We start from the raw sequence: 24,343 nt of genomic DNA, 5'->3' as shown, positions 1-24,343 counted from the left end.
TTCCCTTCATGCTGGCATTCCTTTTAGCAGATCTTCAATTTTTTCCAGTTCATTTTGTGTGAAATCCGGTGCCTGCAATATAGCAAGATTTTCCTGCAATTGTTCGACACGGGAAGCACCTACCAGCACCGAGGTAATACGCCGGTCCTTAAGAATCCATGAAAGTGCCATCTGTGCCAGGGTTTGCCCTCGTTCCGATGCGATGGTATTGAGGGATTGAATCAGACGAATTTTTTCGGGGGTAATTTGTCCGGGTTTTAAAAATCCGTGGGGTTTGGCTGCCCGGCTATCGGGAGGGATAGCGCCGCTGAGGTATCGCGACGTCAGAAGTCCCTGGGCAAGAGGAGAAAAGGCGATACACCCGATTCCTTCTTCTTCCAGCACATCCAGAAGGCCCTGTTCAACCCAGCGTTCAAGCATAGAATACTTAGGTTGATGGATCAAACAAGGAGTACCCATCTTACGAAGAATCGATGCTGCTTTCTTTGTGAGATCGGCAGGGTAATTTGATATACCAGCATACAGGGCCTTTCCCTGCTGAACAATCAGATGAAGTGCCGCCATGGTTTCTTCAAGAGGCGTATTGGGATCAGGGCGATGATGATAAAAAATGTCCACATACTCAAGACGCATTCTCTTCAGGCTCTGGTCAAGGCTGGCAACAAGATACTTCTTGGAACCGTAATTTCCGTATGGCCCGGGCCACATATAATAACCCGCTTTGGTACTGATAATCATTTCATCGCGGTACCCTTTGAAATCGGAATGAAGAACCTTACCAAAGTTTTCCTCTGCTGCACCGGGAGGAGGACCATAATTATTGGCCAGGTCAAAATGCGTAATACCATGATCAAAAGCAAAGTGAAGCAGTTTTCTGATCGTCGTGAAATCATCGTAATGACCAAAATTATGCCACAATCCAAGTGAAAGAACGGGAAGGTCAATTCCGCTTTTACCGCACCTGCGGTATTTCATACGCTCATACCGCTGATCCGAGGCGAGGTAATTTTCGGGCTGAAGAATATTCATGCTCTCCATGGTCGTTCTCTTTTTATATCAGAAGCTAAAATTTCACAAGCTATGTTCACATCTTCAATCATCTGAAAGTCATACATTCCTGCACATATAAAATCAGCTCCGTTTTCAAAGGCATACCGGAAACCGTCTTTTGGATGGATGGCTCCGGCCGCCATAACCTTAAATGCTATAAATGGCTCAGGCCGTTCTTTCATATAGGCAATCGTCTCATCGGGCTTGTAACAGAACATGTTATCGTGCCATTCCGGATTTTTTGCTGACCAATAATTATGATGATGCAATGTTTTCATCCAGAAGTCGGGTTGAAATCCATAATCAACACACGCCTTGATGGTTTCAATATGGTGTGCTCCGATGCCGGCCAGAAGGCCGTTTGACCTTAGCAAATCAAGAATGCGGCCAATTACTTCAGGTTGTTTCTGCTGAATATAGTAATCTGCCGTTTCACCCTGAACATATCCTGCCACTGCTCCAGTGTCAATTGCTCTTTTAACCTTATCAATGTATTCATTTATTGGCATGGCTGATGGCTGTCCCTTGGCATCATAATTTAATCCGGCACAGTCAGTAATAAACTGAATTTTGCCAATACCTTTTCTCCAGTATTCATCTATGAGCGAGCAAAGAATTGGATTTGTCAGCAGGGTGTTGATGCCGCATTTTTCTGCCAGTAGCAAGGTGGCAAATATTTTATCTTTATGATGATATGCTTTTACAAGCTGAGAAACATAAATCAGATCGCGCGAATGAGCCCAGCCCGAAAGCAGATTGCCTCCCAGAATAAGTCTGCTGAAGGTGATGTTTCCAATCTTTGCCGGAGGAATGGTACCTTTAAGATCCTTGAGTGTACCTGCGTTAAAAGTTTTGGCACTGGCTCCGGTAACAGCATCGACAAGATTCTTCTCTTCATAGCTTTGCCATTGCAACTTGCGCACGAATGCCCAGGCGAAGGCTGCAGCAAACGGTGCAAATGAAAGTCCTTTTAAAAGGCTTCTGCGGCTTACATCGGGCATTTTCTCTTCAGCAGCCAAAGGAAATGCTCCGGCCGATTCCGGCCTTTCTTTTCTCTTTTTTACAAAATGTTCCAGTCCCAGATATTTCCCGCTCGGGAAAAGAGCCAGGAGCAAAAGAGCAAAAAATTCCACTACATTTTTATCAACAATGAGATAATGCCCTTCTCGCACCATACCGAAATCATTCGAAATAAACGGAGGATTAGCCATCCAGTATAAGGCCAGAAGAATCATTCCGGCAATTGATGCCCAGCGGTCGAACATGCCAATGAAAAGGCCGGTGCCTGTAAGAATGAGCCCCCAAATATTGAGTTGATCGGCAATCTGCAGAGCAACGGGATTTTCGGCTATGGAATGAAAAAAACCGGGAAATATCCCGTTGGCAATCTGCAGATAATCGGCAGATGTCCATCCGGGCATGAAAAGTTTTGTTAACCCTTCATATAAAAAGTGCCAGCCAATAGCAGTTCTGAGCAAAAATACTGCTATCAGCCCTCCTTTGCTCAATGAATGGTTTTTCATAATTCTGATTCAGTTTGGTTAGTTGGTTAAATAGTTGCTCAGGGAAAAATTCGGATCATCTCAGCTCCGTGAGCCGGAACTTTGCATTCAAATTCATCGGTAAAGTTGCCGGAATCTTTTTGCCGCCAGAGATCACGTATCCTGTGTTTTCCTGAGAGATTCAGATCACGGAATGACAGAGTCATGATCTGATCTTTTTCGGAAGTATTGAACAATCCAACGGCATATGACCCGTCTTCAAGAAGTTTTACCCAGATTTGTCCGTTTTCATTTTTTACAATGCGTTTAGCCGGGTTTGCTGCCGGATCCTGATTAACAGCAAGTATTTCATCATTGGTCAGGAGATTCAGGGTGAAATCATCCAGCTTTGTCAGATCACATCCAATCAGCAGGGGAGCTGATAGCAGGCACCACAGGCTGATATGGGTGTATTGCTCGCTGGGTGTCAGGTGGGTTGGGTGAAGGCTGGGTCCCCAACCTACCCAACCAACAACCAGCATGTCGGGATCGTTCCAGTAACCGGGACGTGTATACGGAGCGCATACATCCTGCGAAAATCCTATGTTGCTCATGCTTTCCCATGTATCCTCAATATCTCCTGTGGTTCTCCAGCAATCTCCTCCTACTTCGTGCCCCCATTTCCAGACTTCTCCCATACCATACTGGCATAGACTGAACACAATATCCCTTCCGGCCCTGTCAAGGCATTTTCGCATAAGCAGATAAGGCTTTTTCAGTTCTTCCAGGCTGTTGTCCCTGGCTATTCTTCCATACGAGCACCAGTCGTATTTCAAATAGTCTATTCCCCATCTGGCATAACTTTTCGCATCCTGCATTTCGTGCTGGTAAGAACCCAGATAGCCGCCGCAGGTCAGTGGCCCGGGTGAACTGTAAATACCGAACCTGAGTCCTTTTGAATGAACATAATCGGTCAATCCTTTCATGTCAGGGAACTTTTCATTAGGCAAAATTTCTCCATTTTTGGCCCTTTCGGGTGCTTCCCATCCATCATCAATATTGATGTATGTCCATCCATGATCAATTAATCCGGAATTGACAAACTGATCGGCTGCATCGCGTACTTTCCTGTCGTCAACACTTAAACCCCAGCAATTCCAACTGTTCCAGCCCATCGGAGGTGTGAGGGCAATCTTGTCACCAACCACAATCCGTATTTCTTTTTTGGCCGTGCCTTTGCTGTTGGAAACCTCCACCAGAACGCGGTATTCACCTTTTGTGTTTGTCCGGCCTGTAATGATTCCTTTCAATGAATCCAGAGACAACCCCTGGGGTAACCCTTTCGCTTTGTAGGTCAACGGCCTGCTTCCGGTTACAGGAATGTAAAACAGAAACTCATTTCCCGGTCGGACTCCGATGATGCCGGCTCCGTTGATACGAGGTTCTTCCGGTGCAGGAGGTGTAAGAATATAGGGCATCTCGGCCGATGCCGAAAATGTCTTCCCCGATTTCTGATCACGGAAAGAAATAAAATATGTGTGTCTTTTCGTTTGATCGGCTGTAAAAAGAAACTCTTTCTCCTGTTCATTCTGCGGAAGAACCGAAAGACGTACTGTTGTGTCAAATACAGTCTGCTGGTTATCGGCTGATACTATCCGGCATTTCAGTATGCCTTTAAACTGGTATGAACCATGGGTATTAACCAGAGCCGTTTTAATCTGAAATTGATTGTTCCCTTTGAGTGTAACCTGAAACTTTCCGGCATCAAATTGCAAATAATCTTTCAGATCAATCATGCTTATGCCATGTGCCTTGCCATATATTCCGCCGCCTCCTCCAAAATCAATTGCCCGAACGGCCAGTACATTTTCCTGATTCCACCGTAAACGAGGATCGGTAACAGAAAGGACATATTTCCGCAGAAGCCGGTATGCATCTGTGCTCCCTGTCAGCTTAGCCGGCAAATTGCTTTTGTCGGGCAGGATAGTTAATCCGTTCTGACCAAGTATTTCTCCGTTCAGATAGGTTTCATCCCAGTCATCTACCTGCCCTACGACAATCTGGATACTATCCTTCATCCATGCATTTTTCTTCATTTTTTCCGGTAAAAAGAAATGCAACCGGTACCATCCGATTCCGTTATAGGCGCTGTAGCCTTGCAATTCCCAAACCATGTCAGGGGAGATACTGTCCCAGGAAGAATCATCGTATTCAGGCTTTGCATAGAGATTACTATCCCCGGTTTTAAACTTCCATTTTACGTCGGTGTTGATAACAATATCTTCCTTATTCTGGCAGGAAAACAGAAGTACCGCCAGGAAAACAAAGAAAAAATACCTTGTATTCATATAAAATTGTTTTGATAATTTTTAATTGCTTTTAAATATAGAATTTTATTTCATGCGATGTCTCTGCTCGTTTTTTTTCTTTTTTATCTTATTTATCAGAATTACTGACATGATCTTTCTTAAAACCTGACCTGAACGCCTATGCCGAAAAATCTGGGGACAGGATAAATGCCGTTATCGATTCCTGAATTTAAAGGGGAGGAGGAAAGCGCCCCTTCCGGATCTCTTCCTTTGTATCTGGTAATTGTGAAAAGGTTTGAAGCGGAGGCATATAGCCTGACTGTCGGATTCTGTTCCGGTGCAGTCGTTTTAAGTGTATAGCCGAGCTGAATTTCTTTGAACCGCAGATAAGAACCGTTTTCAATCCACCAGGTTGAAATCCTGTCATTCAGATTGCTGTTATTCAGATCAGCACGAAGGTACTCTGAGCTTGGATATCCCTGACGATAATAGTTCTTTGCATATTCTGCCAGTTTGTTATGATTCATGTCCTGGCTGTCAAACGACATGAGTCTGGAGCGCTGCAGATTGAAAATATCGAAATTCCATATTCCGTTGAGCAGGAAGTACAGATCAAATTGACGTATTGTGCCGTTAAAAATCAGGCTTGCCATCCCATCCGGAATAGCTTTCCCGATGATAGTGCGGTCCAGGTCATTTATTATGCCATCCCGGTTGAGGTCAGCAAACATGATATCGCCCGGTGCAGGTTTCCCCGAACTGGGCATTGCATGCAGATAATTCCCGTTGCTGTCAAAATCTGATTCCCTTCGAACAGGCCTCACCCTTTAACAAGGTGACTGTTGAAATGGCATAGTCTCACTATCCCATAATGACTTCAACAGATGCTTCTTCTCCGGATTTGAGAAGGGGCAGCATGTTTCCCTCCACAGGCTTTCCGTTCAGGGTAACCGACCGGATTCCTTTCATAACACCGGCGGGGTTCTTGATATGGATATGGTATTTTACTCCCCTGAAAATTCTTTGTACATGAAACTCTTTCCATTCAGAAGGAATACAGGGATCTACTATCAGTCCGAAATAATCAGGACGTATTCCCAGTATATACTGTGTAATGGCATAGAAATTCCATGCCGCTGTGCCTGTTAGCCACGAATTTTTTGCCTCTCCCGGTTTCCATGCGTCTTTGCCGGCTATCATCTGGGAATAAACGTATGGTTCTGTTTTGTGCAGATCACTTATATCCTCAAGAAAGGAAGGAGCAATTTTGGTGTAATATTCAAATGCCTGTTTTCCGTTGCCAACCATCGTTTCCGCAATCATGATCCAGGGGTTATTGTGGCAGAAAATGCCGGCATTTTCCTTGTATCCGGCCGGATAAGTGCTGATTTCTCCCAGATTCAGATGGTAATAGGTAAAGGCTGGGTGATTAAGAACTATCCCGTAAGGACAGTCAAGGTATTTTTTTACCGAGGCAAGTGCCGTTTCTGCTTTTCCGTCAGCAAGCCCTATTCCGGCCATGATACAAAAGCCCTGGGGTTCGATGAATATTTTCCCCTCTTCATTTTCTTTTGACCCAACCTTGTTTCCGAAGTAATCATATGCCCTGAGGAACCATTCACCGTCCCATCCGTGATCCATCACAGCTTTCTCCATGGCATGCACATGTGCCCGTGCGCGACGGGCTTCTTCTTCCATTCCCCTTATCTCACATAACCGTGCATATTCATTTCCGTACAATACAAACATTCCTCCTATAAATACCGATTCGGCAACTCCTCCTTTTTTGTTTTCTGTTGTCTGAAACGATTCGTCAGGGTTGGTTGAAAAACAGTTGAGGTTCAAACAGTCGTTCCAGTCAGCTCTTCCTATCAGGGGCAGGCCGTGCGGACCCAGATTATTGACGACGTGATCGAATGACCGCTTGAGGTGCTCCATTAAAGGAGCGGCCTTATCAGGGTGATTATCAAAAGGCACTGAAACATCAAGGATGCCGAAATCGCCCGTTTCTTTAATATAGGCAGTGGTCGAAAGAATGAGCCAGAGGGGATCATCATTGAAATTACCTCCTATTTCATTGTTCCCCCGCTTGGTCAGCGGTTGATATTGATGGTAGGCTCCTCCGTCTTCAAACTGGGTGGAAGCGATATCAATGATGCGCTCACGCGCCCTTTCAGGATCCTGATGCACAAAACCTATAAGGTCCTGGTTGGAATCCCTGAATCCCAGTCCCCTGCCAATCCCTGATTCAAAATAGGAGGCACTGCGTGACATGTTGAAAGTGACCATGCACTGATACTGGTTCCAGATGTTGACCATTCTGTCAATCCGTTCATCGTGCGATCTGACCTGAAAAACAGAAAACAGTCCCGTCCAGTAATCCTTCAGTTCTTTCATTGCCTCATCAACCGAGCGGGTATCTGCAAAGCGGTTTATCATAAGCCGGGCCTGTTCCTTGTTGATGATACCCTTAGTTTCCCACTTCCTGTCTTCAGGGTTTTCAACATATCCAAGAATAAAAACAAGATCTTTTGATGTACCTGGTTCTATTGAAATGTCAATCTGAAATGCCGCTACCGGCGACCATCCGTGCGCAATGCTGCCGGTCAGCTTCCCCGCTGCAACAGTTTCTGGCCTGTCGAGGCCGTTATACATGCCTAAAAAACTTTCCCTGTCAGTATCGAACGCTGTCACGGGAACATTGACCGAATGAAATGCAAAATGGTTCCGCCGCTCCTTATACTCCGTTTTATGGTAAATTGCAGAACCTTCAACTTCCACTTCCCCGGTGGAAAAATTACGCTGGAAATTGGTCATGTCATCAAGTGCATTCCACAAACACCATTCAACGAAACTGAAAACCTGAATTTTCTTTTCTGATGAACTTTTGTTTGTTAAACGCAGTCGTTGCACTTCTCCGTTAAATTTCAGAGGAACAAAAGCCAGCAATTCAGCCCTTAGCTGATTTTTTTCCCCTGTAATGACGGAATACCCCAACCCGTGCCGGCACTCATAAAAATCAAGGGGAGTACGCGAAGGTTGCCATCCCGGATTCCAGAATTCATTTCCTTCCTTTATATAAAAGTATTTTCCGTTTGAGTCGAGAGGGATATTATTGTATCTGAACCTTGTAATGCGGCGCAGGCGCGCATCCCTGAAGAAGCTATACCCTCCGCCTGTATTGGAAATCAGTGAAAAGAATGCCTCGGCTCCGAGGTAGTTAATCCAGGGGTAGGGAGTTCTGGGATTTTGAATTACATACTCCCGGTGCGCATCGTCAAAATATCCGAATTTCATAATCTTTTCTTTTTACCCAGAATTTTCAGATTTTTTTCAATAAGCTCCTTGCGCTGCATTACCGATACTGCTGAGCGAAAGCCATCTTCCGGGGTGTGAAGAACGTAGTCAAGCAATTTTTCAACCGTAGATGTGGCTACGTGCATGCGTGTATCGGAAGATCCATAGTAAATAAATACTTCCTCTTTGTCGTTCACAATCCAGCCATTGGAGAAAGTAACATTGGAAACATCACCCACTCTTTCTTCTCCTTCCGGTGCAAGGAAATACCCTCCGGGTTGCCGGATTACTTTGGAGGGATCGTTCAGGTCGGCCAGGAACATATATAGCACGTAACGCAGGCCGGCCGCCGTATTTCTTACACCATGGGCCAGGTGAAGCCAGCCTTCCTTTGTTTTTATCGGGGCCGGACCCAAACCGTTTTTCAATTCCTTGATGGTATGGTATTCTTTATTCTCAATAATGACTTCCGTTTCGAGCACAGCATTTTCCATGCTGTCAGTGAGACCAAATCCGATGCCGCCACCGGAACCGACTTCAATAAAACCTTCCTGCGGCCGTGTATAAATGGCATATTTACCATTGACGAATTCGGGGTGAAGAACGCAGTTCCTTTGCTGACCCGAATTGCTTCTGAGATCAGGGAGTCGTTCCCAGGTCACCAGGTCTTTGGTACGGGCAATACCGCATGCGGCAACTGCCGAAGATGTGTCTCCCGGAGGTGCATTGGGATCCTTTCTTTCCGCACAGAAAAGCCCGTAAATCCAGCCGTCTTCATGCTGGGTAAGCCGCATGTCATATACGTTGGTATCGGGTTCCTTCGTTTCCGGCAGGGTGACAGGATAATCCCAGAATTCCCAATGATCAATTCCGTTGGGACTTTGGGCAACAGCAAAAAATGATTTTCGGTCCCATCCTTCAACTCTTGCCACCAGAGTATATTTCCCCTTAAACAGTATTGCCCCGGAATTAAAAACCGAATTGATACCGAGACGGGTCATCAGATGGGGATTCGTTTTCTGATTGAGATCATACCTCCAGAAAACCGGCGTATGATCGGCCGTGAGTATGGGGTGTTTGTACCGGGTAAAAATTCCGTTACCCTGTTTAAGGGGTTTGTTTGTCCTGTTAATCAATTTGTTGTACTCAGAAAAGAGCTGGGATACCTTTTTTTCAAATTCTTTCTTTTTCATACTTGCATCAAGTTGTTTGGTTTTGGTAAAAATAAAAAATACAAACTTTCTGGCAAACCGGTTTGATAGAATTTATCGGCGGATTCGGCTTATATTCTTTATTTCCCTGCTGAAATAATCAAGAGTCCCGGCCAGGCCATTTGTGAGAAGGATTGCGTAAAGAATAAAGGTCATCAGCCATAATACCACAAGATTGAACCACAGGGTGTCAATATACTGTCCGTTCAGCCTTTTGTATGCCGCATAAAAATGGGCCCTTCCGTAATCCGATTCAGGCAATACGTAAATCGGGTCCTTTTTGGGAATTATATGGTTATTAACTTCAATAAATTTGACAAGTTCATTTTTATTCTGCACAATGTCGGCAAGCCTGCTGTTATGCGACCTGGATTTCAGGCGATAAACACCATCTTCTCCCAACCGGGTAAGTAAGGAATTGTAAATGGAGTCCTTCTGCCGGTTGCCTTCTTCCAGTCTTCCCAGAAACTGCAACCGCACATACGTCAGGTAGTCAAGTAATTCCTCTCCGATGGTTTCGTTAAAAGACTGTATTTTGAGGCTGTCAATATATTCGAAAGGATAAAGCCCGTTATTTTCAGGGAATTTTTTTATTTCATTGTACAGAAGCTTCAGGTTGTTTTGCCGTTCATGGAATGCCGCAGAATCATTGAGTTTTCTTATCGTTGCCTGAGCTACATTTTCCAGGCGGGGAATGAGAAAATTGACTTTGAATCCGGCATCACTTATTTCTTGTTCTGCTTTGAAAAAGTGCTTCTGAAACGAATTGTGGCTGAACTGTTCGACGGCAAGTGCTTCATAGGCCCATCGAGAAGCCATGATTTCACCTATAACGGGGACAACAGTTCTGCGCGTCAGGCTTTTATGCAGGTCATCGAATGATACGATAACCCCGCTGAACAAAAGCTGAGGTACCAGGAGTAAGGGTATGGAGATATAGACGGCTATTACCGATTTAAGTCCCGATGAGAGGTTTAGGCCCAGAAGGTTGGCAAAACAGGCGGTTGAGAACAACACAATCCAGTAAGCCGGAATCATTTCAGGATTACCAAGCACAATATTTCCGACCAGGACAAACAGCATAGTCTGAATGGCTGACAGTCCAAAAAGGTAAAAAACCTTGGAATTGATATAACTGAACCAGCTTAGATTCAGATAGCTCTCTCTGAGGAGAATCCTGCGATCCTTGATTATTTCTTCGGCACTGATGGTGAGACCTATGAACAGCGCAACAACCACGGCCATAAATAAATATTGCGGAACATTCTTGTTTTCACTGAAAAAATAACCGGCATCGGTTTCGTAACGTGTAAACCAGGCCAGTATCAATGCCAGCAGAGGTGCTTCAAGAAAGGCAACAATCAGATACTGAATATTTCCGATCTTACTGAGAAAATTTCGTTTGCTGAATACAACAAGTTGCCGGGTCTCATCAGGAATACCTGATGCATGGCGGGGCAGAAGGGATTTTTCTGCTTTCAGATCATGGTTCTGCGGAATATTTTCCTTGTACAACCGGTACCATTCTTCAGGTTGTCTTCGCCGCTTACCCAGAAGTCTTCCCTGTTCATCAATTTCCCGGGCTTCAAGAATCCGCAGGATCTGGTCTGTGTCAATATTTCCGCAGACCGGGCACTCGTTTTCAAGCGCATTGGCATGAAAAGCTATGCTTTTAAAGTAATGCACCGCTTCGATCGGATTCCCGGAGTATACAGGAAATCCACCCTGATCAAGTACCCAGATGTTGTCAAATAGCCTGAAAATATTTGACGATGGCTGGTGTATATTGACAATGACAAGTTTTCCCTTGTTGGCTAGTTCCCGAAGCAGGAGCATCACCTTTTCCGCATCAGTTGATGATAAACCTGAAGTAGGTTCATCCACCAGCAGAATGGAAGGTTCTCGCATCAGTTCCAGTCCTATGTTCAACCGTTTCCGCTGACCTCCGCTTATAATGTTGTTCAGCGGAGAACCAACTTTCAGGTCTTTAATTTCTTCAAGATCCAGTTCGCGGAGCATTTTGCGGGTAATCGCAGTTATTTCCCCCTTGCTCATGCTTCCAAAACAAAGGCAGGCATTGTAGAACAGATTCTGATATACGGTCAGTTCCTCAAACAAAAGGTCATCCTGCGGAACATAGCCTATCATTCCCTGTAACCTGAATTTGTCACGGTGGAGGTCATACCCGTTTATGGTGATGGTACCGCTTTTCAATGGCAATTGCCCGCTGAGGAGACGCAACAGAGTGGATTTACCAACGCCGCTTCCGCCAATAATTCCTACCAGATGCCCTGATTCTTCATAGAATGAAAAGGGAGCAATGCCTTTCCCGTTTGGCCCGAACGAATAGGAAACATTCTTCCCTTGCAAAACAATTTTTGGTTTGTCGGTCTGATAAAACCGGCTGATGATTTCACTGAAATAAACCGGAGAAATATTGTTCCCTCTGATGATGGAACCATCCGTCAACAGATACAACAAACCGGATTCTACTTTTTGCTGGTTGATGAACAATTCAGAGGTTCCGATATATTTAAACAGAATTGCTCTGGCATCTGAAAGATGAAGGATCTCAATTTTCCCATTTAGCCCTGCCCTGGCAATAACCCGTTCTGTAGTGCCGGTGAGGGGTTTGTTCTGCTCAATCCATGCACCTTCCAGTTCATCGGATGATTCTGCTCCCGGTTTTTCAATCACCAGCAGGGAGGATGTGTCTTTCCATTCAGCGGTTAAACCTTGCGCAAAATCAAATAATGCGTTTCTGTCTTCAACGCTGATGTGAAATTCAGTTGCAATACTCTCAAGAAAAGCAAGTTCGGTTTTTGAAAGCTTTTCGTGCTGCAAAAATGATTCAGTAAGACGGATAAGAACAACCAGCCTTTCCTGCAGAATCAGTTCCCTGCATAGCTTTTTCCCCAGGCGTTTGACCATAAGTTCGCGGATGCCGGGCGATTCGTTTTCTTTCAGCTCACGTTTGTAAAAATCAAGATAGTCGTCGTAAAGCTTAATAAATTCTCCCGAACGGGCAATGTTTTTTACAAACGATGCAGCAATAGCTCTTCCTTTGGCTGAAAACGCCTTTAAATGCAAACTTTCAGCCAGAGCGAACAAATGCATCAAAGCTACAAGAACAGGCTCACGCATCTCTTAAACACTGTGGAACAGATCTTCTGAACATTAATAATAACGCTGTATGATCTTACCATCTGAAGCAGGCGGAGCAGCAAATGCAATCACCGTATTATACGGTTATCTGCGTTCTGATTTTTTCTGCAAGGCGCACCAGACCTGAGTAATCCGGCTTGGCTTTCTTTTCCTTTTCCAGCTTTGCGTATTCTTTTTTTACTGACAGAAGATCATTGTACAACGAGGCTGCATCACCTTCCTCTGAAAGTGGCTGCATTATTTCCAGCAGCTTATTCAGAGAATTCCCATGGGCTATAAGAATGGAGGCTATTGCATCTTTGTCGCGGGCTGTAAGATAAATCTGGGAAGTAATGTAAAAGGCTTCTACCCAGGAACCGGCCATTACAAACGCGCTTAGCTTGTCTTGTTTGTTTTGCATCAGGCTGTTGTACGTTTTATAAAACGCATCGGAAATGATCCGGATCAATGTATCCTTGTTCTGAAGATTGGCTTCAATCTGTTCTGCAACGGAAGCATTGAAGGTTGTGCCAATGTTCAGTTCATCAGCCAGCTTTCGTGTCACATTCATGTAGTTCATGGTCTCCTGGTTCTGATTGTAGGCGACCGTATAACACAGATCAGCCCCGTAAACTCCAAGATTGATTGCTTTCCGGGTTTGACTGATATATTTCTCAGCATTGGAAACCGGATTGCATAAATCAATGATACAGGGTGCCTTGGCATTTACGAGCATGTTCGTTACCTCAAATGCCGTAGGTAAAGGATATTCAAATACTTCCTTTATGAGTACATCTTTTGAAACCACGGAATCTCTGTTTTCAGAAGCTCCTGTGGCAGGTGTCCGGCCTTTACAACCCCCTGCCAGGAGAAGAATTGTAAATAACAGAACAGTGAGGAAATTTATCGTTTTTTTCATCTGGACAAAATTGATTTTTAAAGGTAGGATAGCCTGCCCCGCCAAAGCGGGGAACACCCATGATTTGAATTTTGTTCATAGATGTTTGTGTTTGCAATACATGGGTGTTTCATAGGCAGGAATTAAATTTCTGCTAAGGTATGAAATAAAATTTCAGTCCGTTTAGTTTTTTTAAATATATCATTTTAATAGCTTTGACTCGGAAAAAAACTGATTCTATCATGGAAAGCATGTCGTTTGGATCGTATGACGGACAACAGGTTATCCTGTTTCGTATGCATGGCAGGGATGGGTTTTTCATTGAGATTCTTAATCTTGGAATAGCCCTTCATAAGGTTATGGTGCCGGATCAGAAGGGAAACCTGACCGATGTTGTGCTTGGATTTGATACACCTGAATCCTATGCTCAGGATGCTTCATACATTGGAGTAATTTGCGGCCGGTATGCCAATCGGATCAGTAATGCCTCTTTCAGGCTGGGAAATCATGAGTACAAAGTTACTCCCAACAGCGGAAAGCATTGCCTGCACGGTGGTTATAAAGGATTTAACAGAAAAATATGGGAAGCACATCCTGAACCGGGTCAGGAGGCCGTCGTCTTTACATACCTTAGTCCGGATGGAGAAGAAGGCTTTCCCGGAAACCTGAAGGTGGCTGTGCGTGTGAGTGTTACGGAACGAAATGAGATTGTGTTCGATTATAAGGCAGAAACCGACAGGATGACGGTGGTTAATTTAACAAACCATTCTTATTTTAACCTTACCGGAGCTAAAGAAAATGTTGTCAACCATCTTTTATGGATAAACGCCTCGTCCATTACCGAAACCGATAGCGAGCTAATACCAACAGGCAGAATTCTGCCCGTGACCGGTACGGAATTTGACTTTAGAAAACCGGTAAAGGTGAAGCGGGAGGATTTTCCTTTCAAAGGATATGACAACAATTTCATTTTGGATGAACCTGGCTTGTCAAAGCCTTCGGCGGTAGTGATAAATCCCGAAACCGGCCTTGCTCTTGAAATGAAAACTACCGAACCTGCTGTTCAGCTATATACAGCCAATCACTTTGACGGATCACAGGTCGGAAAAAAGAATGTCCGGTACAATCAGTTCTGGGGACTTTGCCTTGAGGCCCAGCATTATCCCGATTCTCCCAATCATCCGGAATTTCCTTCTGTGGTGCTTCAGCCCGGAGATACCTATAAGCAGACAACAATTTATCGTTTTTATCAGGTGCAATAACAGAATCTATGCACAGAAGAATTTTGCTTTTTCTGGTGTTGGTTTGGCTGAAATATGCTTTATTGCCGGCGCAACCCGCCCTCACTCCGGTTTTTGATAATGTTTTTCCTTTCCGGATAACTGAATTCAGAACCTCTGACAACGTGCGGTATACGTTAAAAACGCCCCTGCCGTTATTTACCTGCCTGCTCAATGGCAAAAACATCGATCCTTCAGTGGTAAAAAGCAATCTGCCTCCTGATCTGGGCATAGAATACAACCACAGTCTGAAATTTACCCTGAAATCTGATTCTTCCGGAGGGTTGGTATACAAAACTGTTCTGATCATAGAAAATATTTCATCAGACACAGTTCAGATTTCCAATGTAGTACCTTTCGGAACGGCTTCTGACAGGCTGTATCTTACAGCATCCGGACCTCCGGCTCTGGCCCGGGCCAAAATATTCCGTCCGGGATGCGGACCGGTCGATGTTACCCTTCCTGACAATGTCTGGGAATTAGGATATTCCTCCATTGATCTGAACGGAAAAACCTCTGCCTATGGTCTTGCCCGAAGAACTTCCGGAGAGGAAGCTGTCCTGCGCCGGTATTCCACTATCCTGGCGCCGGGTTCTTCCGTCGAATACACCCTGTTTATTGAGCCTTTTGAAGGAGAATGGCAAAATGGCCTTAAAAAAGCATTTCATGACCGCTATCTTTTTGATGTGGCGCAGTTTGATGAGGCTCTTTATAAACGGGCAGATCTTCAGTGGGTTCGTTCAGCCTATGTTGCTACGGTTCAGTTTGCCTGGGACCAGCGTTTTTATGATTCCCGGACCAGAAAGTATACGTTTTATGGATTTCTCGAAGAAGGCAAGAAGTATTTCGGAGGGTATGATATTTATGCTCTCTGGCCTACCTGGCCGCGGCTCGGACTGGACCAGAGAAATCAGTGGGATCTTTATGCTGATTTGCCGTTCGGGTTGCCTAAATTGCAGGAACTGGCAAATTATGCAAGGCAAAATGGCACCCGTTTTTTTATTTCATATAATCCCTGGGATAAAAGCACCCGCGATGGTGATCAGCTCGCGGGAATGTCGTACCTGATTAAATCAATTGGAGCCGACGGGGTGGTGCTGGACACCAGGGGAAGTTCAAGCCATGAACTGCAGGCTGCCGCCGACAGTGTGCGTGACGGCGTTATTATGTACAGCGAAGGAATGGCTGTGCCAAGGGATATGCAGGGAATTCTTGCGGGAAGAGTGCACGATGCCATCTATTATCAGCCGCCACTGAACCTGAACAAGCTCATCAGACCTGACTTTGCGATCTTTCGGGTATGCCAGCTCAGCGAAGGACACATCCGTCGCGAAATAGCCATTTCTTTCTTTAACGGATACGGAACCGAAATCAACACCATGGCCCCCGGACGTCCGCAATGGATAGGGGAGGAGTTTCTTTTTCTGGGAAAAACTACCCGCATACTGCGCGAAAACAGCCAGGTCTTTCAGCAGGGAAACTTCACTCCCCTTATCGCATCCCTGAGAGACAGCATTTACATTAACCGCTGGGAAAACGAGGATAAAACCTTGTTCACCATCTTTTCATTGATCCCCGGAGGACACGCTGGCGCACTTTTTCCGGTAAGGAATACCGAAGGCACTCACTTTGTCAGCCTGTGGAGTCATACGGAACTGACACCTGTCCGTATTGGCGATCAGTTTTACCTGCCGGTGCCGGTTCTTCCTTTCCCCAAAGAAAATCTTCATACCCGCCTCGAAGGAAGTATTGAATGTGTGGCCTCTTTTCCGCGTACCATAAAAATAGAATGGACGGGAGATTCTCTTTACATTAGGGCAGACCGGGGTAACCGGCTTCTGATCTGGAAAAATGAGCCTTCCTATCAGAATACTCCGGATGAATACCCTGCCGGCCAGTTACACATCAATTTCTGTGAAAAGTACGGGCATTACCAGGGAAGGTTAATTTTCCAGCTTTTCAACAACAAGGAACTTATTGATGAAATGGTGTATGAATTTCCTCAGGGATGGATTCGGAAAATTAACCGGCTTTCACCAACTGAGCCTGTTTCTGCCTGTCCGAACGACATGGTTGAGATACCTGCCGGAAAATTTCTTTATACAGCATGGCATGACGAGTCATTCATTCCGTATCCGCCGGAACCTGATAGCGTATGGATCGATATGAACCGCTTTTTCATGGATCGGTACCCTGTAACCAATAAGCAGTTTTACCAGTTCATTCAGGAAACAGGCTACCGTCCTGCCGACACAACCGGCTACCTCCGGCACTGGACAAACGGAATGTATCCAAGAGGGATGGAAAATCATCCTGTTGTATGGGTTAGTATGGAGGATGCCAGGGCCTATGCCAGATGGGCAGGAAAACGTCTGCCGACCGAACATGAATGGCAGTATGCTGCCCAGGGAACCGACGGAAGAGCCTGGCCATGGGGGAATGAATTTCACGCCACCAAATGCAACAGCGCCTTTGGCGTAACTACACCGGTTGACGCTTTCCCGAAAGGTAAATCTCCTTTCAAGGTCGAGGATCTGGTGGGCAATGTATGGCAGATGACAGAGGATGAATATGATAACGGATCCTATCTTTTTTCTGTCATCAGGGGCGGTTCTTATTTCCGGCCCGATGCAAGCGAATGGTATATTAAGGGTGGTCCGCAGCCGGTGAACAAGCGACAGATCCTCATCAGGGTGGCTCCGGGTTTTGACCGTTCAGCCACCGTCGGATTCAGATGCGTTAAGGATGCCTTGCCGTTGCCGGCAGGAACAACCAGAAACCCATAGGATATGGACGTACGGCTTCTTGTATGCATTCTTGCTCCTTTCCTGTTTACATTCAGAGCTCATGCCGAGCCGGCATCCGACTCTTCCGGTTATGATGTCAAATACCTTCGCCTTGAACTGGAAGCTTCCGATACTTCAGCCTTCATCAAAGGCAAGGCAATCTGCCGTTTTATTGTCAGCCAGGATGTTCAGAGGATCTGCTTTGAGCTTTCGGAAAAATACCATGTCGATTCTGTTCTGGTAGATCATGTTCCGGTTGCCTGGTCTCATCAGAACAACCTTCTGTTCGTTTCCGGCCCTTTTCCTGCCAATACCCTGGCTGAATCTGAAATTCATTATTCCGGAAATGCTGGAGGAAGCGGTTTTTTCTCCGGCATAACCAACAGGAAAGATACGCAATGGAATGTTCCTGTTACCTGGACGCTATCGGAACCTTTTGCTGCAAGTGACTGGTTTCCTGCAAAGCAGGTTCTTTCTGACAAAATTGATTCGTCAGATGTCGTGGTAACCGTTCCTCCCTGGTGCATGGCCGGTTCCAACGGTACCCTTGCCGGTGTCGATACCCTGCCCGATAAAAGACTGCGCTTTCACTGGAAATCCCGTTACCCGATTGCTTATTATCTGATTTCCATAGCGGTGGCAAACTATCAGAATTACACAATATTTGCCCGGCCCTATGGGATGGCTGATTCACTGCCGGTTGTGAATTTCATTTATAATGTTCCTTCCATTCTTGAAAATTTCAAAACAGAGATCGACAGAACAAAAGATTTTATCGAATATTTTTCTGCTCTGATGAAGGGCTTTCCTTTCCCGGAAGAAAAATACGGACACTGCCTGGCCCCGATGGGTGGAGGTATGGAACATCAGACTATGACCACCCTCAGCAATTTCGGATTTCTTCTTGTTTCCCATGAGCTTTTCCATATGTGGTTTGGCGATATGGTGACCTGTGCTTCCTGGTCCGATATCTGGCTCAACGAGGGCTTTGCTTCCTACGGTGAATACCTCGCCCTGGATCATTTTGAAGGAAAAGAATCAGCTAACGCATGGATGAGCCAGGCACATTCTTTTGCCTTTGCCATGCCCGAAGGTAGCCTGTACGTCCCGCCGGAAGAAGCGACCAATGTATACCGCATCTTTAATTACAATCTCAGTTACAAAAAAGGGGCAGCCGTTTTGCATATGCTCCGGAAAGAGACAGGCAATGATTCACTTTTCTTTGAAGCATTGAGGTATTATTTGCAGCAGAATAAATATTCCGTTGCTTCGGTAAGCGATTTCATGAATGCCTTTCAGCAGGTAACCGGCAGGGACTGGCAGGGATTCTTTGATCAGTGGTATTATGGATTTGGTTATCCGGTTGTTCAGGTTGAATGGCAGCAAATCGGCAACCATTTACTGCTGAATTTGCAACAGCAGGGATCATCACCAAAGACTCCTGTCTTTCGCTTTTCGCTTCCTCTCACAATCTACTATCCCGGGGGTGATTCAACCATCATGATAAGGATCGATCAGGCAGAACAGAGTCTGGCAATGAATTTTCCCCATCGTATAACCGGCATCGCTGCCGATACAGAATCTGATGTGCTGGCCAGAATTACCGTAGTTCCAATGGATACTTCGGGCAAGTATCTGCTTTTATACCCAAATCCGGCCGCCGGCAAGGTAACATTGGATTTTTATTTGAAAGACGCCAGGCGTACAATTAGTGTAATCAATCTGTCGGGTCAGATAGTCCGGAAATTTGACAGCAGCGAATCCCATCTGGAACTGGATGTCAGTCAGTGGACACCCGGTGTATATGTTCTGATGATTACGGAAAATAAAATTCGTTATGCAGCACGCTTTGTAATACCCTGAAAGAAGGCCTTCAGAGAATTCTCCTTGCACCGTCTCCGACTTCCGCTACATAAAAATCAGCCTTCAGACCGGTTACTGCATGGTATCCTTTTCCAACCTTTTCAATCAATTCATTTACCGCTTCTTCTTTAACCAGGCTCACAGTGCATCCTCCGAATCCGGCTCCGGTCATTCTTGAACCGATCACTCCGGGAATTTTTCTTGCTTCTTCAACAAGCGTATCGAGTTCAACGCCGGTAACTTCATAATCATACCGGAGTGAATCATGGGAAGCATTCATCAATTGCCCAAATCCTGCAAGATCCCCTTCGCGGAGCAATTGAACAGCTTTTCCTGTCCGCTCATTTTCTGAAATGGCATGTCGTGCCCTGCGCCTTACCGTATCGTCGCTTATGGCTCCCTGCACCTGATTGAATTCTTCCACCGTTAGTTCGCACAGGTATTTGATGGGTTTAACACGGCTGATTTCGGCCACTGCCTGGTCGCATTCCCTGCGCCGTTCGTTGTACTTCGAATCAGCCAGCCCGCGACGCTTATTGGTGTTGGCAATCACCAATTTGTACCCTTTCAGAACCAGCGGTACCAGCTGGTAATCCAGCGTATTGCAATCCAGATAAATAGCATGGTCCTTTTTACCCATGGCCGAGGCAAACTGATCCATGATTCCGCAGTTAACCCCAACAAAATGATTTTCAGCGTGCTGGCATAACAAGGCTATATCAACACCACCAATCTTTGCATGAAGGAAGTCATTCAAGGCAGTGGCAGTAACAACTTCGATAGAGGCGGAAGAGGACAATCCGGCACCATTGGGAACATTGCCGTAAAAAAACAGGTCAATTCCCGGAATAGCATAACCCCGCGTAATAAATTCATACATCACACCCATGGGATAGTTAATCCATAATTGATCAATTTTTTTGTTGAGGGCATTGACGTTTTGCTCGTGCCGGACATCAAAATTGCCGGTGGCAAACTGCACTTTGTTGGTATCGTTCGGTGCCATTACCAGATACGTGCCAAAACTTAATGCGCACGGGAAAACATACCCCCCGTTATAGTCTGTATGCTCTCCGATGAGATTGACTCTCCCCGGACTGAAATATATGCGCACCTCATGATGGTTGTCGGGATAAACTGATTGGAAATTCTGCAGCAGCGTTCTGGTATCCATAACAAAAGCAGGTTAATTATTCAACAATTTTCTTTCTGCAACGAAGCGCTAAAATAGCAGATAATTTTTTTAATTAAAAAATGCCGTATTTCGACCCTCTACAAAAGAACGCATTTTTTGGTTTTTCTCAATAAATTACCTGATAGGAAAGAATAATCTTGGGTTAATATCCATACTGAATAATAATTCAACAATATCAGTCGCATATTTTTAAGGAAATTCCTTTAATTTGCAATGGTATAAATAATCAGATAACTATGAAATCACAACCTGCATTTTTTCTTTCGCTATTGGTATTAGCACTTGTATCGGGAAGTTGCTCCCGCAATTCTCAGAAGCAGAATGCAACTTTGCCGGCACTTGATACAGCAACATTTCACCGTTTGGTTGACGGTAAGGAGATTAAGCTGTATACCCTGAAAAACAGCAAGGGAACGGAAGTATGGCTCACCAATTACGGCGCCAGGATATTGTCGGTTATTACGCCTGATTCAGCCGGAAATCGTGCTGATATAACGCTGGGCTACCATACATTCGACGAATACCTCAATGATAACATGTACCTTGGTTGCATTGTGGGACGCTATGCCAACAGAATTGCCAAAGGGAAATTTGCCCTCGATGGAGTTACCTATAACCTTTACCTCAATAATGGTCCAAATACCCTGCACGGAGGCCTGAAGGGATTTGACAAACATGTATGGGATAGCCGGCAGAACGGGGACACTGTTTTCTTTTCTTACCTTTCAAAAGACGGGGAGGAAGGCTATCCTGGCAATCTTACGGTGAATGTTTTTTATACACTTACGGACGACAACCGCTTGGTGCTTGATATGCAGGCCGAAACGGACAAAAAAACCATTATCAATCTCACAAACCATGCCTATTTTAATCTGAATGGAGAAGGAACAGGAGACATTCTCGGCCATGATCTGACATTGGTTGCCGATGCCATTACTCCCGTTGATTCAACGCTGATCCCTACCGGTGAGTTGATGCCGGTTGACAATACCCCATTCGATTTCAGAAAACCACAAACTATTGGTGCCCGCATAAACGAATCGCATCAGCAATTGCTTTACGGAAAGGGATATGACCATAACTGGGTTCTGTCGAAAGCTCCCGGATCATTTGGCCTGGCCGCACGCCTTCATTCGCCGGTAACGGGCAGGATTCTTGAAATCTGGACAACCCAACCCGGTATTCAGTTCTATAGCGGAAATTTTATGGACGGAACTGCTAAAGGAAAGTCCGGTGGAATCTATGCCTTTCGGAATGGACTTGCTCTTGAACCTCACCATTTCCCCGATTCGCCCAATCAGAAAAACTTTCCGTCCGTTGTACTGAATCCGGGAGAAAAATTCCACGAAACGATTGAATACGTTTTTTCTGCTGGAAAATAACTGCCGGCTATTCAATGAACAAATAGGTTTTGTGCCAAAATAAAATTTCACAGGAGGTTGAGACACCTCCTGTTTTGCGCGGAATATACTATTTTTGTGCTGTTCACATAAACCATCCGTATGCTGAAATTGCTGTTTGCCCGGAAACTTTTCCTCATAGGCTGGCTATTCATTGCATTGGTGGCACTTTCTTTTTTGCTCATATACGGTAAAGCACAGTCGCATATTTATGCCACCTCCTTTCATGTCCAGTTAACTGATGAGCTTTTTAAGTATTTAACCCTGTTGGGTAATGGATTGTTCATTGTCATGCTTTCCTTCCTGGTTAGTTTCATCAGGTTGCGATGGTTTTTTCTGATCCTGCTGTCATTCATAATTTCAGGATTGCTCGCACAGATTCTTAAAAACTTTGCTTTCCCCGGGGCCATGCGTCCGGTTGCCTTTTTTGATGGTATTTACAACCTCCATATCGTTCACGGGGTTAAAATGCTCCGGAGTCATTCGTTTCCTTCCGGCCATAGTGCCAGCGCTTTTGCTCTGTTTTTCGCTCTGGCACACATCACAAGGCGCTGGCATTGGGAGATTTTCTTTCTCTTAATGGCTTTTGCGGTGGCTTACTCCAGAGTATATCTGTCGCAGCATTTCCTGATCGATATTCTGGCCGGTTCTTTCCTTGGAATCATTTCCGTTGTTTTTTCGTTGATGATTTTAAAACGGATTGAAAAACCCTGGTTCGACAATAACCTTCGAAACTTGCTCAAGCATGCTGACTGACTTTTTTAAGGGCAGGAACGCCCTGTATCCTGTTCTGATCTCTCTTTTCGCCCTCACTTTGTTTCTCCCGTTTCTTGGGCGGGTAAACCTGTTCGACTGGGATGAAGTGAATTTTGCCGAATCAGCCCGTGAAATGATTGTTTCGGGCGATTATCTGACAGTACGCATCAATTATCAGCCTTTCTGGGAAAAACCCCCTTTGTTTATCTGGATGCAGGTGTTATCTATGCATCTGTTCGGGATAAATGAATTTGCCGCCCGCTTTCCCAATGCCGTAGCAGGAGTTTGCACCATCTTTCTCCTCTGGTTTGCCGGCCGACGGATTTTTTCAACCCGCTTTGCCATCCTCTGGATCGCTCTGTACCTTGGTTCTATGCTGCCTTTTTTTTATTTCAGGTCAGGTATTATCGACCCCTGGTTCAATTTGTTCATTTTCGCAGGCATTCTGTTTCTTATCTTCTTCCTTGAGCGCAGAAAGGAAGAAAAGGGTATCCCCATGTTGATTTTCTCCGCTTTATCCATAGGCCTCGCTATTCTTACCAAAGGCCCGGTGGCGGTTCTGATTCTGATGCTGACCTTTATCATGTGGTTGGCTTTTAATAAGTTCCGCCTTAATGCCTCCGTCTGGCATGTGGTTCTTTACTTCATTCTTGTAGCCTTAACGGGAGGATTCTGGTTTCTCCTGCAGATTGTGAACGGAAATATGAATCTTGTTCTGGAATTTATCCGCTATCAGATCAGATTGTTTTCGACACAGGATGCCGGACATGGAGGTTTTTTCCTTTACCACGTGGTAGTGCTTCTTTTCGGAGTTTTTCCGGCATCGGTTCTTGCCGTTCCCGTGCTGTTCGGAAAACAGGAAACCGACAATTCCCTTCAGAAACAATCTGTTTTATGGTTGCAGATTTTATTCTGGATTGTATTGGTTCTTTTTAGCATCGTAAAAACAAAAATCGTGCATTATTCCTCCCTTTGCTATTTTCCGCTTACCTTCCTGGCAGCTTATTATGTCAATACCCTCATTGAAAACAGAAGAAATTATCCTCACTGGCAGCACACATGGCTCTGGATACAGTCACTCATTCTTGCCATGATTCCGGCACTTGCCATGCTGGTGATACAAAACCGTTCCCGGCTCCTGGCAACAGGGTGGATAAAAGATCCTTTTGCAGCGGGAAATCTTCAGGCTGATGTCACGTTTTCCGGAATCGAATGGGCAGGAGGTGCAGTTTTGCTTGTTTGTGCAGCATGGGCTTCGCTGCACCTCAAAACACGTCAATACCTGCGGGGAACATTGCTCCTTCTTGCGGGCACGTTGGCTTTTACCTGGTTTTCAATGACCTTCTTCACTTCCCGCATTGAAGCTTTTTCCCAGAGAGCGGCTATTGATTTTTATAAAAGCAAACAGAAGGAAAAATGCCTTGTTATGACCCTGGGCTTTAAAAGCTATGCCAATTTGTTCTATGCCGCAAGAATGCCGGAAGAAAGCAATTTTACCACACTCGGGGAGGAATTGTACAAAGGGAAAGCAGGAATTCCGGTTTATGCCGTTACCAAAATCAGCAAAAAGGAAAAATACCTTAAATTATACCCTTTGTTGCGCGTATTGTACGAAAAAAACGGGTTTGTTTTTATGCAGGTTGTTTCCCAAAATTCAACGGATTAATTAAATG

Annotated in this window: 15 protein-coding genes; 6 read left to right on the top strand and 9 right to left on the bottom strand. The window is 45.1% G+C overall.

The window, feature by feature from the left end; translation table 11 throughout:
- Nucleotides 1-6: 6 nt before the first annotated feature.
- From mgrA to GX419_08135, 8 genes are all read right to left on the bottom strand, one after another.
- A complete protein-coding gene (mgrA, locus tag GX419_08170) occupies nt 7-1,029 on the bottom strand; it encodes an L-glyceraldehyde 3-phosphate reductase (GenBank protein NLI24663.1) in 1,023 nt (340 codons plus the stop codon).
- On the bottom strand, nt 1,026-2,573 hold the full coding sequence (locus GX419_08165) for a DoxX family protein (protein NLI24662.1): 1,548 nt from the start codon (nt 2,571-2,573) through the stop codon (nt 1,026-1,028). The genes mgrA and GX419_08165 overlap by 4 nt, the downstream gene beginning before the upstream one ends.
- A 38-nt stretch (nt 2,574-2,611) precedes the next feature.
- Nucleotides 2,612-4,879: an alpha-galactosidase gene (locus tag GX419_08160; protein NLI24661.1), complete on the bottom strand. Its 2,268-nt coding sequence runs from the start codon at nt 4,877-4,879 to the stop codon at nt 2,612-2,614.
- Between the two features lie 119 nt (nt 4,880-4,998).
- Nucleotides 4,999-5,664 carry a hypothetical protein gene (locus GX419_08155; GenBank protein ID NLI24660.1) on the bottom strand — a complete coding sequence of 222 codons (666 nt, stop codon included), beginning with the start codon at nt 5,662-5,664 and terminating at the stop codon, nt 4,999-5,001.
- Between the two features lie 37 nt (nt 5,665-5,701).
- A complete protein-coding gene (locus tag GX419_08150) occupies nt 5,702-8,137 on the bottom strand; it encodes a glycosyl transferase (GenBank protein ID NLI24659.1) in 2,436 nt (811 codons plus the stop codon).
- Entirely contained in the window at nt 8,134-9,330 is a 1,197-nt protein-coding gene (locus GX419_08145) for a glycosidase (GenBank protein ID NLI24658.1), read from the bottom strand. Before GX419_08145 ends, GX419_08150 begins: the two co-directional genes overlap by 4 nt.
- Before the next feature lie 72 nt (nt 9,331-9,402).
- Entirely contained in the window at nt 9,403-12,492 is a 3,090-nt protein-coding gene (locus tag GX419_08140) for an ATP-binding cassette domain-containing protein (GenBank protein ID NLI24657.1), read from the bottom strand.
- 97 nt (nt 12,493-12,589) lie between these two features.
- Nucleotides 12,590-13,411, bottom strand: a complete 822-nt coding sequence (locus GX419_08135) for a hypothetical protein (protein ID NLI24656.1) — start codon at nt 13,409-13,411, stop codon at nt 12,590-12,592.
- A 221-nt stretch (nt 13,412-13,632) separates the two neighbouring features.
- On the opposite strand from GX419_08135, the gene GX419_08130 reads away from it, so the two are divergent.
- From GX419_08130 to GX419_08120, 3 genes are read left to right on the top strand one after another with little or no spacing between them, the layout of a single operon-like run.
- On the top strand, nt 13,633-14,652 hold the full coding sequence (locus GX419_08130; GenBank protein ID NLI24655.1) for a galactose mutarotase: 1,020 nt from the start codon (nt 13,633-13,635) through the stop codon (nt 14,650-14,652).
- Between the two features lie 8 nt (nt 14,653-14,660).
- The gene (locus tag GX419_08125) at nt 14,661-17,456 is read left to right on the top strand and encodes a formylglycine-generating enzyme family protein (protein NLI24654.1); all 2,796 of its coding nucleotides are present in this window, start codon (nt 14,661-14,663) and stop codon (nt 17,454-17,456) included.
- Between the two features lie 3 nt (nt 17,457-17,459).
- Complete coding sequence (locus tag GX419_08120; GenBank protein ID NLI24653.1) at nt 17,460-19,319, top strand: T9SS type A sorting domain-containing protein; 1,860 nt, start codon at nt 17,460-17,462, stop codon at nt 19,317-19,319.
- A gap of 10 nt (nt 19,320-19,329) precedes the next feature.
- Here the strand turns inward: GX419_08120 and GX419_08115 are convergent, their stop codons facing one another.
- Nucleotides 19,330-20,493: a galactokinase gene (locus GX419_08115; GenBank protein ID NLI24652.1), complete on the bottom strand. Its 1,164-nt coding sequence runs from the start codon at nt 20,491-20,493 to the stop codon at nt 19,330-19,332.
- A gap of 257 nt (nt 20,494-20,750) precedes the next feature.
- Between GX419_08115 and GX419_08110 the strand changes: the two genes are divergently transcribed.
- From GX419_08110 to GX419_08100, 3 genes are all read left to right on the top strand, one after another.
- On the top strand, nt 20,751-21,896 hold the full coding sequence (locus GX419_08110) for a galactose mutarotase (GenBank protein ID NLI24651.1): 1,146 nt from the start codon (nt 20,751-20,753) through the stop codon (nt 21,894-21,896).
- 120 nt (nt 21,897-22,016) lie between these two features.
- Nucleotides 22,017-22,670, top strand: coding sequence for a phosphatase PAP2 family protein (locus GX419_08105; protein ID NLI24650.1), 654 nt, complete (start codon nt 22,017-22,019; stop codon nt 22,668-22,670).
- On the top strand, nt 22,660-24,336 hold the full coding sequence (locus GX419_08100) for a glycosyltransferase family 39 protein (GenBank protein NLI24649.1): 1,677 nt from the start codon (nt 22,660-22,662) through the stop codon (nt 24,334-24,336). The genes GX419_08105 and GX419_08100 overlap by 11 nt, the downstream gene beginning before the upstream one ends.
- Nucleotides 24,337-24,343: the final 7 nt, after the last annotated feature.

The sequence above is a fragment of the Bacteroidales bacterium genome, assembly GCA_012517825.1.
Taxonomy (GTDB): Bacteria; Bacteroidota; Bacteroidia; order Bacteroidales; family JAAYUG01; genus JAAYUG01.
This window is presented reverse-complemented; position numbering and strand designations above follow the sequence as displayed.